The sequence below is a fragment of the Rhizobium sp. ZK1 genome (assembly GCF_047782645.1).
In the GTDB taxonomy this organism is placed as follows: Bacteria; Pseudomonadota; Alphaproteobacteria; order Rhizobiales; family Rhizobiaceae; genus Rhizobium.
Window position 1 is genome coordinate 1,208,706 of the sequence record NZ_CP180587.1, and the last position, 15,151, is coordinate 1,223,856.

At 61.8% G+C, this 15,151-nt stretch carries 14 protein-coding genes and 1 pseudogene; 10 read left to right on the forward strand and 5 right to left on the reverse strand.

All coding sequences use genetic code 11. From position 1 onward, the window contains the following. Positions 1 to 38: 38 nt before the first annotated feature. Positions 39 to 221, reverse strand: a pseudogene (locus ACK9YZ_RS28130) (sugar phosphate isomerase/epimerase); the annotation flags it as partial. Positions 222 to 411: 190 nt separating this feature from the next. On the opposite strand from ACK9YZ_RS28130, the gene ACK9YZ_RS28135 reads away from it, so the two are divergent. Both ACK9YZ_RS28135 and ACK9YZ_RS28140 read left to right on the forward strand, forming a co-directional pair. Beyond that, the gene (locus ACK9YZ_RS28135) at positions 412 to 870 is read left to right on the forward strand and encodes a YbaK/EbsC family protein (RefSeq protein ID WP_216760402.1); all 459 of its coding nucleotides are present in this window, start codon (positions 412 to 414) and stop codon (positions 868 to 870) included. A 79-nt stretch (positions 871 to 949) separates the two neighbouring features. Next, entirely contained in the window at positions 950 to 1,963 is a 1,014-nt protein-coding gene (locus ACK9YZ_RS28140) for a Tim44 domain-containing protein (RefSeq protein WP_416066892.1), read from the forward strand. On the opposite strand, the gene ACK9YZ_RS28145 is transcribed toward ACK9YZ_RS28140, so the two are convergent. After that, positions 1,960 to 2,991 (reverse strand): hydroxyacid dehydrogenase, encoded by a 1,032-nt coding sequence (locus ACK9YZ_RS28145; protein ID WP_416066893.1) that lies wholly within the window; start codon positions 2,989 to 2,991, stop codon positions 1,960 to 1,962. The genes ACK9YZ_RS28140 and ACK9YZ_RS28145 overlap by 4 nt on opposite strands. A 245-nt stretch (positions 2,992 to 3,236) precedes the next feature. On the opposite strand from ACK9YZ_RS28145, the gene ACK9YZ_RS28150 reads away from it, so the two are divergent. From ACK9YZ_RS28150 to cydX, 7 genes are all read left to right on the forward strand, one after another. Next, positions 3,237 to 3,836 carry a HupE/UreJ family protein gene (locus ACK9YZ_RS28150; protein WP_416066894.1) on the forward strand — a complete coding sequence of 200 codons (600 nt, stop codon included), beginning with the start codon at positions 3,237 to 3,239 and terminating at the stop codon, positions 3,834 to 3,836. 252 nt (positions 3,837 to 4,088) lie between these two features. Further along, positions 4,089 to 4,664, forward strand: a complete 576-nt coding sequence (locus tag ACK9YZ_RS28155) for a GbsR/MarR family transcriptional regulator (protein ID WP_216760398.1) — start codon at positions 4,089 to 4,091, stop codon at positions 4,662 to 4,664. A 4-nt stretch (positions 4,665 to 4,668) separates the two neighbouring features. Further along, complete coding sequence (gene cydD, locus ACK9YZ_RS28160; RefSeq protein WP_416066895.1) at positions 4,669 to 6,375, forward strand: thiol reductant ABC exporter subunit CydD; 1,707 nt, start codon at positions 4,669 to 4,671, stop codon at positions 6,373 to 6,375. Next, positions 6,372 to 8,063 carry an amino acid ABC transporter ATP-binding/permease protein gene (locus ACK9YZ_RS28165; RefSeq protein WP_416066896.1) on the forward strand — a complete coding sequence of 564 codons (1,692 nt, stop codon included), beginning with the start codon at positions 6,372 to 6,374 and terminating at the stop codon, positions 8,061 to 8,063. Before cydD ends, ACK9YZ_RS28165 begins: the two co-directional genes overlap by 4 nt. A 77-nt stretch (positions 8,064 to 8,140) precedes the next feature. Then, positions 8,141 to 9,721 (forward strand): cytochrome ubiquinol oxidase subunit I, encoded by a 1,581-nt coding sequence (locus ACK9YZ_RS28170; protein ID WP_216760395.1) that lies wholly within the window; start codon positions 8,141 to 8,143, stop codon positions 9,719 to 9,721. 6 nt (positions 9,722 to 9,727) lie between these two features. Then, entirely contained in the window at positions 9,728 to 10,882 is a 1,155-nt protein-coding gene (gene cydB, locus ACK9YZ_RS28175; RefSeq protein ID WP_416066897.1) for a cytochrome d ubiquinol oxidase subunit II, read from the forward strand. A gap of 12 nt (positions 10,883 to 10,894) precedes the next feature. Next, complete coding sequence (cydX, locus tag ACK9YZ_RS28180) at positions 10,895 to 11,017, forward strand: cytochrome bd-I oxidase subunit CydX (protein WP_183748231.1); 123 nt, start codon at positions 10,895 to 10,897, stop codon at positions 11,015 to 11,017. Positions 11,018 to 11,081: 64 nt separating this feature from the next. Here the strand turns inward: cydX and ACK9YZ_RS28185 are convergent, their stop codons facing one another. From ACK9YZ_RS28185 to ACK9YZ_RS28195, 3 genes are read right to left on the reverse strand one after another with little or no spacing between them, the layout of a single operon-like run. Then, positions 11,082 to 11,492 (reverse strand): VOC family protein, encoded by a 411-nt coding sequence (locus tag ACK9YZ_RS28185; RefSeq protein WP_216760393.1) that lies wholly within the window; start codon positions 11,490 to 11,492, stop codon positions 11,082 to 11,084. A gap of 10 nt (positions 11,493 to 11,502) precedes the next feature. After that, positions 11,503 to 12,600: a Gfo/Idh/MocA family protein gene (locus ACK9YZ_RS28190; protein ID WP_416066898.1), complete on the reverse strand. Its 1,098-nt coding sequence runs from the start codon at positions 12,598 to 12,600 to the stop codon at positions 11,503 to 11,505. A 10-nt stretch (positions 12,601 to 12,610) separates the two neighbouring features. After that, the gene (locus ACK9YZ_RS28195; protein WP_416066899.1) at positions 12,611 to 13,621 is read right to left on the reverse strand and encodes a Gfo/Idh/MocA family protein; all 1,011 of its coding nucleotides are present in this window, start codon (positions 13,619 to 13,621) and stop codon (positions 12,611 to 12,613) included. 369 nt (positions 13,622 to 13,990) lie between these two features. Here ACK9YZ_RS28195 and ACK9YZ_RS28200 point away from each other — a divergent pair, with 369 nt between their 5' ends. Next, complete coding sequence (locus ACK9YZ_RS28200) at positions 13,991 to 15,151, forward strand: fumarylacetoacetate hydrolase family protein (protein ID WP_416066900.1); 1,161 nt, start codon at positions 13,991 to 13,993, stop codon at positions 15,149 to 15,151.

Genomic DNA, 15,151 nt, shown 5'->3' on the forward strand with positions numbered 1-15,151 from the left:
ATCATCCCCGCCGGTTTTCGGCCAATGCGATATGGCAATCAAATCCTGGCCCAGAGGTCACGAAGCATCTGCCGAAGCACTAGCGCCTCCGCCCACCGATCGGTGGTATCGTTGCCGTCTCACCCGGCGATCGCATAGGGCTTCGGCCCCAACTCGCAGGTGAAGACCAGCTCGGCATTCGAAGCCGCACGACTGCGCCATTCGCGCATGCCGCAGTCCCAGCAATATCCATGACTTAGGCATCGGGAGCAACCAGATCGCCTTTCGAGGCGCACAGAAATGCTCTCTCGGAAACTACGCGATTGAATTTTCTGAAATCTAAATATTAAGTTGGACCGCAAATACATGAATCCCACGTCGCATTCTCATGCGACTCCAGATTGACCGTTCACTCCAAAAGTATCCCATCCCATGAGTCTTGAATCCGTCCGCGCCTTCTTCGCCGCCAACGCTCCCGACATCGCCATCATCGAAACGGCCGGAAGCTCTTCGACCGTCGCGCTCGCGGCCGCGGCGCACGGCGTCGAGCCCGCGCAGATCGCCAAGACGATCTGCCTGCGCGTGGGCGACCGCACCATGCTAATTGTGGCGAGCGGCACCTCGCGTCTCGACAACAGGAAGTTCAAGGATGCCTTCGGCGGCAAGGGGCGCATGCTCGATGCCGAGGAAGTGCTGGCGGTGACGAGCCATCCGGTCGGCGGGGTCTGCCCCTTCGGCCTGCCTGCGCAGCTGCCTGTCTATTGCGATGTGTCGCTGAAGCAGTTCGAGGAAGTCGTGCCGGCCGCCGGGTCGACCAATTCTGCAGTGCGTATTTCGACCGGCCGGTTGGCGGAAATCACCGGAGCCGAATGGGTCGACGTCTGCCAGTAGCAACGCACAACTTCACAGAGCGGAAAGAATACCTATATTAGGCCGTGACATGCCGTTGAGCGCATGACAGGAGGTTTGAATGCCCAGTGCCGTTTCGCGTTTTGCCAGGATCGCGGGGATTGCCGTTCTTGCAGGCGCTACCGTTTTTGCTTCGATCGGTGATGCCGATGCGCGCCGCGCAGGCAGCTTTGGCGGATTCGGAAGCCGCGGCACGCGCACCTTCAGCGCGCCTCCTGCCACCAGCACCGCCCCCGCCCCGGCTGCGCCCATCGAACGCTCGATGACACCGCGCCCGCAGACGACCGCGCCCTATAACACGCAGCAGCCCGGTTATGCCCAGCAGCGCCCCGGCTTTTTCGGCGGCTTCGGCCGTTCGATGATCGGCGGTCTGATTGCCGGCGGTCTTCTCGGCATGCTGCTCGGCCACGGTTTCGGCGGCGGCTTCGGCTTCCTCGGCATGCTCTTGCAGATCGCGCTGATCTTCGGTGCGATCATGCTTGCGATGCGCTTCTTCGCCAATCGCCGCCAGCCGTCCTACGGCGCAGGTGGCCAGAGCTATAGCGGACCGCAGTCCTACAACATGTCGCCGGCCAATGGCGGTTCGACCTTCCATATTCCGGCCATCGGTTCGGGCTCCGGCTCCCAGCAGCGGAGCAATGCGCGCCCACGCGATGAGATCGGCCTTGCCCAGGCGGATCTCGATCAGTTCGAGGAATTGCTGACCAAGGTTCAGACCGCCTATGGTGCGGAGGATTATGGTGCGCTGCGCCGCCTGACGACGCCGGAAGCCATGTCCTACCTTGCCGAAGAGCTTGGCGAGAACGCCACCAACGGCGTCCGCAACCAGGTTACCGACGTCAAGCTGCTGCAGGGCGACATCGCCGAAGCCTGGCGTGAGAACGGTCAGGAATATGCGACGCTGGCGATGCGCTATTCCTCGATCGACGCGATAGTCGAGCGCGACAGTGGCCGCCTCGTCTCGGGCGACGACCGCCGCGCGAGCGAAAGCACCGAGATCTGGACCTTCGTGCGCAAGTCCGGCGCCGACTGGAAGCTTGCCGCCATCCAGGGCACCGGCCAGCGCGCCGCTTAGTTCACAGAGACGGGTTTGGAGCGCATACGGGACACAGTTTCGCGCTCCGCCCGCTTGCAGCGCATCGGCGGCAGGCCGCGATCCATCAGATCCATATCCTCCAGCACCATATCGCCCATTTTCTTGAAGGCGCTATCGAGCGCACCGGCGCGATGGGCCGAGCGGATAAAACCCTTGAGGCTGCGCACAGGATGGTCCGACGGCAGCGGCTCCTGCGGATAGACATCGCTTGCCGCAACGATATGACCGGAGGAAACGGCCGCCATCAGCGCATCGAAATCCACCACATCGGCACGGCTGAGGAGGATGAAGGCAGCCCCCCTTCGCATGCTGGCGAAGGCATCCGCGCCGAGGAAGCCCCTGTTTTCGCTGGTGACGGCGGCGACGACAAAAACAAAGTCGCTCTGCGTCAGCACGTCGCTCAGGCTCGCCGGTTCCACGCCGTTTTCCTCCAGGATCGAACGTGGCACCCAGGGATCGAACACCCTGATCCTGGCCTTGAAGCCAGACAGGATCCGCCGCAGTGCCTTGCCGAGATCACCAAAACCGATGATGCCGATCTCGGAGCCCGATATCAGCCGGGCGCTGGCATTGCCTTCGCCGCCCCAGAGTTCATGTCCCTCCCGGAACGCCGCATCGGCATCGACGATGCCGCGCGCGAGGCTCAGCGCAAAGCCGAGGCCGATTTCCGCCACCGGCTCTGCAAACACCTGCCCGGTCGTCACCACATGGATGCCGCGCTGGAAGAGGATGTCGTAGGGCATGTTGTTGAGGAGGTTGCTCTCGACATTGAGGATCGAGCGAAGCTGCGGCATATGATCAAGCGTCTCCGCCGACAGCGGAGGCTGGCCGATGATGTAGCGCGTCCTGCGGAGGATATCATCGCCAAGGCCGGCGATATCGTCTGGATCGGCCTCTACGATCTCGTATTTCGCGTTGAGTTCGGCGCGCGCCTTGTCGCTGAAAATCAGGTCCAGCGTGCGCGGCTCCGGCGCGCTGATCGCCAGCGGCCTTTCGGTATTCCTCATGGGATCCTCCTCAAGATGCGGCGGCTCTCGCCTTCGCAAGATGATTGATAATCCGGTTGAGCGCCCCTTGTGAAGTCGCCTTTCAAAAAGGCAATTGCATAGGATATAAGCAATTGAAATTCCTATCTATTCCTGTACTTTCCGTTGACGGGAAAATCTCGGTGGACTAGCTTGGTGACGCGACTTGAAACCGTGCCTGAGGTGTCGGCAGCCGCGGGATCTAAAAACTCAGAGGGAATTCCATAATGAAATCAATCTTCAAAAGCGGCGCTCTTGCGCTTGCCGCCGCGGCGCTTCCGGCAGTCGCCTATGCCCATACCGGCATCGGCGAGACGGCCGGCTTTGTGCATGGTTTCAGCCATCCGATTTCCGGCCTCGATCATATCCTTGCCATGATCATGGTCGGTGTCCTCGCTTTCCAGCTTGGTGGCCGGGCCGTCTGGGCCGTGCCGACGACCTTCGTGCTCGTCATGGCATTTGGCGGCGCTCTTGGCATCGCCGGCATCAATGTACCCCTCGTTGAAATGGGCATCGCGCTTTCCGTCATCGTGCTCGGCACGATCGTTGCCCTGAACATCCGCGCCTCCACGGCTGTCGCGATGGGTATCGTCGGCTTGTTTGCGATCTTCCATGGTCATGCGCATGGCGCCGAAATGCCTGAAAACGCCGGAGGTGCTGCCTATGCCGCGGGCTTCATGATCGCCACTGCCCTGCTGCACATGGCAGGTCTCGGTCTCGGCTTCCTGATTGTCCGCTTCGGCGAGCGTCAGGGCGCCTTCGTCATTCGCACCGCAGGCAGCCTTGCTGCCGTTGCCGGCGTCGGCATCCTGACCGGCCTGATTTGAAGGCTCGCACCCCTTTCGACTAATTTATCCGAGCTTGAACGCCCGGCAGACACCCGTCTGCCGGGCGTTCTGTCTTTACGCAATTTGACTTAAATCAATTCCAGGCGTGCGGTGTCCGTCTACTAAAAAGGCGGACCATCGAAGCATGCATCCAAATTGCCGCAGCCCCGCCTGCTCAATTGCGGCACAAACGCGAAAGTCTGTATAGTGATTTCAGAAATTTCTGAAATCACAGACGCAACGGAAACGACAATGAACCTTCCGCCTCTCGTTCAGTCCTTCGTTCTGCACTTCGGTGAAATGGGCTCCCGCTGGGGAATCAACCGCACGGTCGGCCAGATCTACGCCCTGCTTTACGTCTCGCCCTCACCGCTTTGCGCCGAGGAGATCGTCGATGCACTCGGAATATCGCGCTCGAACGTCTCCATGAGTCTGCGCGAACTGCAGGCCTGGAACCTGGTGCTGCTGCGCCACAAGCCGGATGACCGGCGCGACTTCTTCACGACACCCGACGATGTCTGGCTAATCCTCAGAACGCTTGCCGAAGAGCGCAAGAAGCGCGAGGTCGATCCGACGCTGTCGATGCTGCGCGAGATCCTCATGCAGCGCCCGGCAAGCGAGGCCGAACGCCATGCGCAGGAGCGCATGAGCGAGATGCATACGCTCATCGAACAGCTCACGCACTGGTATGAAGACGTAAAACAACTTGAAACAGAAAGACTTGCAACGTTACTCTCGCTTGGCGCGAAGGTGACCAAACTTCTGGAGGCCAAGGACAAGGTCGTTTCGCTTGGCCGCCGCCGTCCCAATCCTGCCAACAAGAGCTAGCGCCATGAGCAGTGCTTTCTTCGACGCGAGAGACCGGCAAATGGCGGGGGCGCCCGCCCGCGAGGCCGCGGCGCACAAGCCGAGCGGGACCAGAAGCCGACTGCGCAGCGCCGCAATGTTACAGGCATTCGCGGCCGCGCTCTGGATTCCGCAGGCAGGTCTGCTTGCATGGTCCATCGGCCGCCTCGCCGATGGCGGCGGCCTTGCCGATACCCTCTGGCCAGCGGTCTTCGTATTGCTGCTCGGCGTCGTCAAAAGCTGTCTCGATGCGGCGGGCGGCCGCATTGCCTTCCGCGCAGCACGAGCCGAACTCAGTAAAAAGCGCGTTGCCGCAGTGGAGCTGCTTGCCCGTCTTTCGCCAGTCGATGCCGGCCGCCCTGCATCTGGCGAGGCCGCCAGTGTGCTCGGCGAACAGGCCGAGCTGATCGTGCCCTATCTCTCCCGTTTCCAGCCGGCGCGGATGAAGGCGAGCCTCGTGCCCCTTGTCATCCTCGCCTGCATTTTTCCGATCTCCTGGATCGCGGCACTCGTCCTGCTGTTTGCAGCGCCGCTCATTCCGATCTTCATGGCATTGATTGGTTGGCGGGCGCAGGCTGCAAGCGAAAAGCAGCTTGTCGCAACAGGCAGCCTGAACGCTTTCCTGCTCGATCGCCTGCGCGGACTTGCAACGATCCGCTCGTTCGATGCAGTCGATGCCACGGCGCTCCGGCTTCGCGCGGAGGCAGAATCACAGCGCACCCGCACCATGGCCGTGCTGAAGATCGCCTTCCTATCTTCCGCCGTGCTCGAACTCTTCTCAGCGCTCGGCGTGGCGATGACCGCCGTCTATGTCGGCTTCAGCCTGCTCGGCGAAATCCGGTTCGGCGCCTGGTCCGGCGGTCTCAACCTTTCGCAGGGCCTGTTCGTATTACTGCTCGCACCTGCCTTCTTCGAGCCGCTGCGTGAGCTCTCGGCCGTCTGGCATGATCGCGCCTCGGGCGAGGCTGCCCTGAAGGCGCTGGATGGGCTAGCCGCCGGCGGGTTGGTGCTTCCCGTTCAGCAGAATGCCCAGGTTACCGCCGTTTCAGAAGCCTTCGATATACGCCTGGAAAATGTCGGCTTCCGCTATAGACCTGAGCAGGGACCGATCTTCGACACATTCAACCTCGGTATCGCCGCCGGCGAACACGTGGCACTGCTCGGCGCCAGTGGCACCGGCAAGTCGACCCTCCTGTCGCTGATCGCCGGCCTGGCACCCTGCAATCAAGGCCGGGTTCTGATCGGCGGCGCGAACGCGGGTCGCGGCAAAATGGCCTGGATCGGCCAGAAGCCGCATATTTTCGCGGGCACCATTGCCAGCAATATTGCGCTCGGCCGACCCGGTATCAAAAAGACAGACGTCTCCAGGGCACTTGATCTCGCAAAGCTTGGCGGTGTCGCACAGGCCTATGGCCATCGCCCGCTCGGCGAGGCCGGCATCGGTCTTTCGGGCGGCGAGGCACTGCGGCTTGCTATCGCGCGGGCTGCCTGCGATCCCAATATCCGCATCATCCTTGCCGACGAACCGACCGCCCATCTCGATGCCCAGACGGCTGCCGAGATCACAGAGAGCCTGCTCGCGCTCGCAAAAGGGCGCACACTGATCGTCGCGACACACGATCCGCTGCTTGCAGCACGCATGCACCGCGCCATCCGCCTTGATGCGGATCGTGTTCAGGAGGCTGCCGAATGAGCTCTTTCTTCAACGATATCAAGCCGGTCTTGCGTCTCTTCATGCAGACGCGCAGCAGGGAGCTTCTGCTCGGCGCCGCATTGTCGGCTGCGACCGTCACGGCTGGCATTGCGCTGCTCGGCCTTTCCAGCTGGTTCATCACCGCGACCGCGCTTGCAGGTCTTTCGGCAACCGTTGCCGTGACCTTTGACGTCTTTGCACCATCGGCCAGCATTCGTTTCCTGGCGATCCTGCGCACGGCGGCGCGTTACGGCGAACGTCTGACAACGCATAATGCAACGCTTGCCGTGCTTGCTGCCCTTCGCGAGCGTCTGTTCCGCGGCTGGGCCGCCGCCGGCGCAACACGCACGCTTCTCAATCGACCGGCCCGGCTGCTTTTCCACCTGACGGCCGATATTGATGCGCTGGATTCACTCTATCTTCGTGTTCTTGTGCCGGCGGCCGTGGCAGTCGGCGCGGCACTCGTTGCCAGCGTCGCGCTCGGGCTGATGCATCCGCTCTTCGGCCTCCTCTTCGGCGCTTGTCTCGTTTTGGTGGGGCTTGGCCTGCCGCTCGCTGCCGGCCGGCTGGCGTTGAAGTACGCGCGCCGCCGCGCTTACGGCATCGAAATCATCCGGTCCAGGACCATCGATCTCGTTGCCGGGCAGACCGATCTTCTCATGGCGAACCGGCTTGCCGCACAGCAGCAAGCCATCGCCGCTGCTGACGCCTATACCGCAAAGGCCGACGACCGGTTAAACCGCATCGAGAGCGGCGTCACCTTCGGCTTCGGCCTTTTCTCCACCGCGCTTCTGGTCGCGTCTCTGCTGATCGTGGCCTTGCTGATGCGGACCGGCGCGATCACCGCGCCTGTTGCCGCGCTCGGCGTGCTCGTCGCATTTGCCGCAACCGAACCTTTCGCCGCACTGCGCCGCGGCGCCCTGGAATTCGGCAGGACGATGCTGGCGTCCAAACGCATCGCACCACGTCTTTCGGCCGTCGAAGCAGACCTCACGCCAAAAGCTCCGGCCCATGAGCTTGCTTTCGCGCTCCAGGATATCACCGTCGCACATGACGGGGCGACACGGCCTGCATTGCGCAACGTGACGCTCGAGTTGCGGCGCGGCGAGCACATCGCCGTGGTCGGCAGCAGCGGCGCCGGCAAATCGACCCTGCTCTCGCTGCTTTCAGGCGAATTGCGGCCGGCTGCCGGCGTGGCCGCAGCACTGGATACAACCTTGCTCACCCAGCGGACCGAGCTTTTCCAGGATACGCTGCGCGGCAACCTGCTGCTCGCGGCAGCCGGTGCCGATGACGATCACCTGCGCGGCGCGCTCGCCGCAGCCGGCCTGCTTGCCGATGTCGACGCGTTGCCATCAGGTCTCGATACGCCGCTCGGCGAAGGCGGCATGGGACTTTCCGGCGGCCAGTCGCGCCGGCTGGCGCTCGCGCGTCTCTTCCTGCGCGATGCGCCGCTCTGGCTGCTCGACGAGCCGACCGAGGGGCTTGATGGCCGCACCGCGCGTGACGTGTTGCATCGCCTCGCGCTGAGAGCCGAAGGCCGCGCGCTTGTCATCGCCACGCATATGCGCCGTGAGGCGGCGCTCGCAGACCGCATCGCCGTCATCGCGGACGGCCGCATCACAGAGGTTTCGCGCCGTGGGGAGGCGGCGTTCGAAAAGGCGCTCGACCGGCTTCGGCCAGATTGAGCGAACAGGCATGCCCTGCATGGCCGGCCGGCCACGCAGAAACTCATGATACCCCGTGGGACCGTGGGAGAAAGACAATGGAACTAGACATCGTAGCGCTATCGCGCTTCCAATTCGCGCTGACCGCGCTTTACCACTTCCTGTTCGTGCCCCTGACGCTCGGCCTTTCCGTGCTGCTTGCCATCATGGAAACGACCTATGTCATGACGGGTCGCCAGATCTGGCGACAGATGACGAAATTCTGGGGCACGCTGTTCGGCATCAACTTCGTGCTCGGCGTCGCAACCGGCATCGTCATGGAATTCCAGTTCGGCATGAACTGGAGCTATTACAGCTATTATGTCGGCGATATCTTCGGTGCGCCGCTGGCGATCGAGGGCCTGATGGCCTTCTTCCTCGAAGCGACTTTCGTCGGCCTTTTCTTCTTCGGCTGGGACAGGCTGTCGAAGGTCGGCCATCTGGTCGCCACCTGGGCGGTGGCCCTTGGGTCGAATTTCTCGGCGCTCTGGATCCTTGTCGCCAATGGCTGGATGCAAAACCCTGTCGGTTCGGCGCTCAATCCGCAGACGATGCGTATGGAGATAACAAGCTTCTTCGACGTGGTCTTCAACCCCGTCGCCCAGGCGAAGTTTGTCCACACGGTTTCGGCCGGTTATGTCTGTGCCTCGATCTTCGTGCTTGGCGTTTCTGCCTGGTACCTGCTCAAGGGCCGGCACGTCGAACTTGCCAAACGCTCGATGACGGTTGCCGCCTCCTTCGGCCTCGCTTCGGCCCTGTCGGTGGTCGTTCTCGGTGACGAAAGCGGTTATCTCGCCACCGAAAACCAGAAGATGAAGCTCGCTGCGATCGAAGCCATGTGGAAGACAGAACCGGCTCCGGCTGCCTTCACCGCCTTCGGCTTTCCGGATCAGGAAGCACGCGAGACGCATTTCGCCGTTCATATCCCCTGGGTCATGGGCCTCATCGGCACCCGCTCGCTGACGACGGAAATCCCTGGTATCGATCAGCTGGAACAACAGGCAGAAACCCGCATTCGCGACGGCATCAAGGCCTATGATGCGCTGATGCAGATCCGCGCAGCACCTGCCCAGGATCAGGTTGCCCAGGAAGTCCGCAGCTCCTTCGAAGATCTCGGCCACGACCTCGGCTATGCCCTGCTCTTGAAGCGCTATGTCGACGATCCGCGTCAGGCAACCGACGAACAGATCGCTCAGGCCGCACGCGACACCATCCCGCATGTGCCAACGCTCTTCTGGTCGTTCCGCATCATGGTCGGCCTTGGCATGTTCTTCATCGTGCTGACGGCAACCTTCTTCTGGCTGTCGGCCCGCCGGCATTTGGACAAATATCCGCTGCTCCTGCGCATCGCGGTATTTGCCATCCCGCTGCCGTGGGTGGCGATCGAACTCGGCTGGATCGTTGCCGAGTTCGGCCGTCAGCCCTGGGTGATCGAAGGGGTGCTGCCGACGGCCGTCGCCGTCTCCAGCCTCGGCGCCAGCACGGTGCTGCTGACGATCTGCGGCTTTGCCGTACTCTACACAACGCTGATCGTCATCGAGATGAAGCTGATGCTGAAGGCAATCCAGCAAGGACCGGAACCGGACCACGAGCCGGAAGCAAAGCTTGTTTCCGAAACCCTCGTTCCAGCCGCGGAGTGAACCGTCATGATCCTTCACGAACTTATCGACTACGAAACCCTGCGCATCATCTGGTGGGTGCTGCTCGGCGTGCTCCTGATAGCCTTCGCGACCACCGACGGCTTCGACCTTGGCGTCGGTGCGCTCCTGCCCTTCGTTGCCAAGACCGATGCGGAACGCCGTATCGCTATCAATACGATCGGCGCCACCTGGGAAGGCAACCAGGTCTGGCTCATCCTAGGCGGCGGCGCCATCTTCGCCGCCTGGCCGCCGCTCTATGCGGTCTCCTTCTCGGGCTTTTATCTGGCGATGTTCGCAATTCTGCTTGCGCTCATCCTGCGCCCGGTCGCTTTCAAATACCGCTCCAAGCGCGAGAGCCCTCGGTGGCGCAGCAATTGGGACTGGGCACTCTTCGTCGGCGGTTTCGTGCCGTCGCTGATCTTCGGCGTTGCCGTCGGCAATGTGCTGCAGGGCGTGCCCTTCCGCTTCGCGAACGACATGCGCATCTTCTATGAAGGCTCATTCTTCGCGCTTCTGAACCCCTATGCCCTCCTCTGCGGCCTGCTCTCCGTGGCCATGCTCGTCATGCACGGCGGCGCATGGCTGGTGCTGAAGTCAACGGGACCGGTTGCCGAGCGCAGTCGTCGCTACGGCAGTATCGCGGCACTCGCCGTCATCGTGCTCTTCGCGCTCGGCGGCCTGTTCCTCTGGATGGGTGTCGGCGGTTATCGCATCACCAGCGATATCAACCCGATCGGCCCGTCGAACCCGCTTTTGAAGACCGTGACGCCGGAAGGCGGTGCATGGCTTGCCAATTACCACACCTATCCCTGGATGATCGCAGCACCGATCCTCGGCTTCCTGGGCGCAGGCGCGGCATTCCTTGCCATGCGGGTCCGCCGCGAGGTCGCAGCGCTGCTCTTCAGCGACCTCGCGATAACAGGCATCATCTCGACGGTCGGTCTTTCGATGTTCCCGTTCATCCTGCCCTCCTCGCTCGATCCAAGGTCAAGCCTGACGGTCTGGGATGCGTCGTCCAGCCACCTGACGCTGTTCATCATGCTGGTGGCCACGATCATCTTCCTGCCGATCATCTTTGCCTACACCGCCTGGGTCTACAAGGTGCTGTGGGGCAAGGTCGACGAGAAGAGCGTAACCGACAAGAACAGCCACGCTTATTGAGGAGACGAAACGATGTGGTATTTCGCATGGATTCTCGGCCTGCCGCTGGCAGCCGCTTTCGCCGTCCTCAACGCCATGTGGTATGAACTAGTGGATGACGAAGCCAAGAAAAAGGCTTCGGGAGAACGCCGATAAAAGCCGAGGGCGCGGTTCACACCGCGCCCTTTCCTTTCAGCTCATCGCGATCGGCATGTCGCCGTCAGGCAAGCCGGTTCTGCGACCGCTCCGCAAGCTCGACGATGATGCCGTCCGGATCACGGACAAACGCAATCCTGTTCAGCATCTCGGAATGGACCGCAAAACGCGGCCGTTCCTTGATGTCCACGCCCGCCGCTTCCAGCCGGGCGAACGTTTCTTCGACGTTTTCGAAATGGAAGGTTATGTGCTTGACGCCGGCCGTTCCATCTTGAAGATCGACAGCTCTGGCGGCACCGCCAGGCGGCGCAAAAACCTCCAGCATGCCACCGCCGGCGTCGAGAAAGGCGACCTGCATGCCGTCGGGCATCTTTTTGCGCAGATGCAGTTTCAGGCCGAGCAGACCGCAATAGAATTCGATCGCACGGTCCATATTGCTGACCGTCATGCCGATATGTTCGAATGATCTCAGCATGATCCTTGCCCTAAACTCCGGCGGCAGGACGCCGTTCTTCTGCCGGAAGCCAGGAACGGTAAAGCGGATGATCGGCCGCAATGGGCATCGGCGTCGGCTGGCCGGTACGCTGCGAGTGATAGGCGGCAGTCACCAGTTCCAGGGAGTTGCGCGCATCCTGCAAGGTCACCGGCGGATCGCGATCTTCGACGATCGCCTGATGGAAGAGCTCAAACTGGCGCGTGTAGCCGTCTTCCTTTACTTCATAGCCGGCAAGCGCGGCGTCGATACGGGCCTGATGCTCGTCTGTCCCGGCGATGAAGGTCCAGGGGTCGCGGCCCATCGTGTAGGGTTCCAGAATGCTTTCGGCGACGAGATCGCTGAAACAGAAGCGCAGCCTGGAGATTTCCTTGCGGGAGCCGAGCGTCATGGAGAGCGTGGCGAGCGAGCCGTTTTTCATCTTCACCGACAGCGACGCAGTATCCTCGACCTCGATCGGGTTGACGAGCGTCGCACCGTAGGAAAACACCTCGGCGCAGGGACCGTGCACATAGTTCAACATGTCATGGGCGTGGATCGCATGGCCGAGCAGGCCGCCGCCGAGTTCCGTCGCCCATTTGCCGCGCCACGGCACCGCATAATAATCCGGTCCACGCCACCAATGCGTTTCGATTGTGGTGAGGAACGGCTTGCCGGCGAGGCCGCGCTCGATCAGGAGCTTCAGCTTCTGCAGGCCGCTGCCATAGCGATACTGGAAGATCGGCATCAGCTTGCTGCCGTTCGACCGAGCGAGGATGCGCGCCATCTCATCCACTTCGGCAATCGAACCGAAGAGCGGCTTTTCGCAAATCACATGCTTGCCGCGCTCGATCGCCTTTCTGCACAGGTCGAAATGCGAACTCGGCGGTGTGGCGATATCGATGACATCGAGATCGTCGCGAGCAAAGAGCAAATCCGTATCCTGCGTATATTCGGGAATCCTGTGCTCCTCGCAGAGCGCCTTGCCGCGATCCGCGTCGAGGGAGCAGAGAACGGGAACCTCGAAGAGATCGCTGTTCCAACTGAAGCCTGTCAGGTGCCGTTCGGCAATGCCTGCGCCGAGGACGCCGACGCGCAGTTTCCGTCTCATGGTGTTTTCCTTAGCGGGTACCGATGCGGGCGGCCTTCGTCTGTGCTTCGAGGGAGAGGCGGCAGACTTCGTAGACGTGGCTCTGCGTCATCGCCGTCTCGTTGCGGTCGCGTACATCGGCTGCGAAAGCATCGAAATAGTCGAGCTTCTCGCTGCTGCAATCGATGTGCGTCATCTCCTTGCCGTTGACGAGGAAGAGGTGATCCTTACCCGGCCGGCCGGCGATGTCGATATATTTGCGCAATTCAATATAGCCCTCGGTGCCGAGGATCGTCAGGCGTCCGTCACCCCAGGTCGGCAGCGCCTCCGGCGTGAACCAATCGACGCGGATGTAACCGGTTGCCGTGTCGGAACGCAGCAACACGTCGCCGAAATCTTGGAAAGCCGGTTTCTCCGGCATGCCGAAATTGCCGATCGAGCTGGCGACCACCTCGCCCGTCGTCGAGCCGGTATAGAAAAGGAACTGGTCGATCTGGTGCGAGGCAATATCGACGATGATGCCGCCGAAGGCTTCCGGATCGAAGAACCAGTCCGGCCGCGTCGGCAACTGCAGCCGATGCGGTCCCGTGCCCAGCGTCTGAATGACCTTGCCGATCGCCCCTTCCTTCACCAGCTTGCCGGCCTTGACCGCGGAGCGCACGCAATGGCGCTCGGAAAAGCAGATGGAGAAGATCTTCCCGGTGTCGGCGACGGTGCGCTTGACCTCTTCGAGCTGCGCGAAGGTCGTCACACCCGGCTTGTCGGTCATGACGTCCTTGCCGGCCTTCATGGCGCGGATCGCTAAGCCAGCGCGGTCGCGCGGAATGGCGGCAATGCAGATGACGTCGATCGAGGGATCGGCGAAGATCTTTTCCCGGTCGATCTGCGGCGCATCCGGATAGGTCTTCTCGAACATTTCGCGGATCGCGGGCACTGATGTCTGCGGGCAATAGCCGCCGAATTCGGCGCCCGCGGCCAGCAATCCCTTCACATGATCGAACGTGTGCCCATGGTCGATCCCGACGACGGCAAATCTCAGCATCGCAGTATTATCCTCCCGGGAAAACTTTCGCAGGTCGGCATCCGCCGACCCTCCTCCGTGGTGGAAAACAGATAACGAAAGAGAGGCCCTGTCAAGGCAAGATCTGCGGCAAAAGAGTTTTGCCTCCTTGGTAAATATATGAAATAGAAAGGTTATTTTGTATCTAAATAGTTATAAGTTATGGCGAAATGCCGCTTCGGCACTTCGTTGTTTTGCACGAGCATAAAGCAAACACGAACCGCTATTCGTCTGTTGAGACTTGCTCTTGCCAGACGAATGTGCTCGATTTTCTCCGCCGTCGGGTAGGAGGACGGCAGCTATCCCATTCTGCAGGAGCGCTCCCCGCTCCGCCTGTGACGGAAGATCACCATGTCCCATTTCCCCCTCGATGCTGCCGCTTCGGGCGGTCTCTTTGTCGGTCGCGCCTGGAACCCGGAGGTAGCCGGGCCAAGCATCGTGACACTGCGCGATGGCGCCCTCATCGACATCACCTCTGCCGAGGCCCCGACCCTCAGCGCGCTGCTGGAGCGAGCCGATGCGGCGGAGTTCGTCCGAGCCGCAACCGGCAAGCCGCTTGGCACGCTGGAGGAGATCGCAGCCAACAGCACCGGCAGGCCGGATGCGAGTAAGACCTATCTTCTGGCGCCGGCCGACCTGCAGGCGATCAAAGCCTGCGGCGTGACCTTTGCGCAGTCGATGATCGAACGCGTCATCGAAGAAAAGGCCGCCGGCAATGCGGATCGGGCCGCGTCCATCCGCGAGCGCGTCAGCACGCTGATCGGCGGCAGCCTCACCAATATCAAGGCTGGTTCGCCGGAAGCCGCCAAGGTCAAGCAGGCGCTGATCGAGGAAGGCATCTGGTCGCAATATCTGGAAGTCGGCATCGGCCCGGATGCGGAAGTCTTCACCAAGTCGCCGGTTCTCTCATCGGTCGGCTGGGGTTCCGATATCGGTCTTCACCCGATCTCGACCTGGAACAATCCGGAACCGGAAATCGTGCTGGCGGTCAACAGCCGCGGCGAGATCAAGGGCGTCACACTCGGCAACGACGTGAACCTGCGTGACGTCGAGGGCCGCTCCGCGCTACTGCTCGGCAAGGCGAAGGATAACAACGCCTCCTGCTCCATCGGTCCCTTTGTCCGGCTCTTCGATGCGGGCTACAGCCTTGATGACGTTCGCAGGGCCGAGCTCGATCTCAAGGTCACCGGCAAGGATGGTTTCGTCCTGCATGGCAAGAGCTCCATGTCGCAGATCAGCCGCGATCCGACCGATCTCGTCAAGCAGACGGTCGGCGCTCACCATCAGTATCCCGATGGTTTCATGCTGTTCCTCGGCACGCTCTTTGCGCCGACGCAGGATCGCGACGCAAAGAACCAGGGTTTCACGCACAAGATCGGCGATGTCGTGGAAATTTCGTCCGCCGGCCTCGGCGCGCTGGTCAATACGGTCCGGCTTTCCACCGAATGCCCCCCCTGGACCTTCGGCATCTCATCCCTGATGGGCAATCTCGCAAAGCGCGGACTGCTCTAA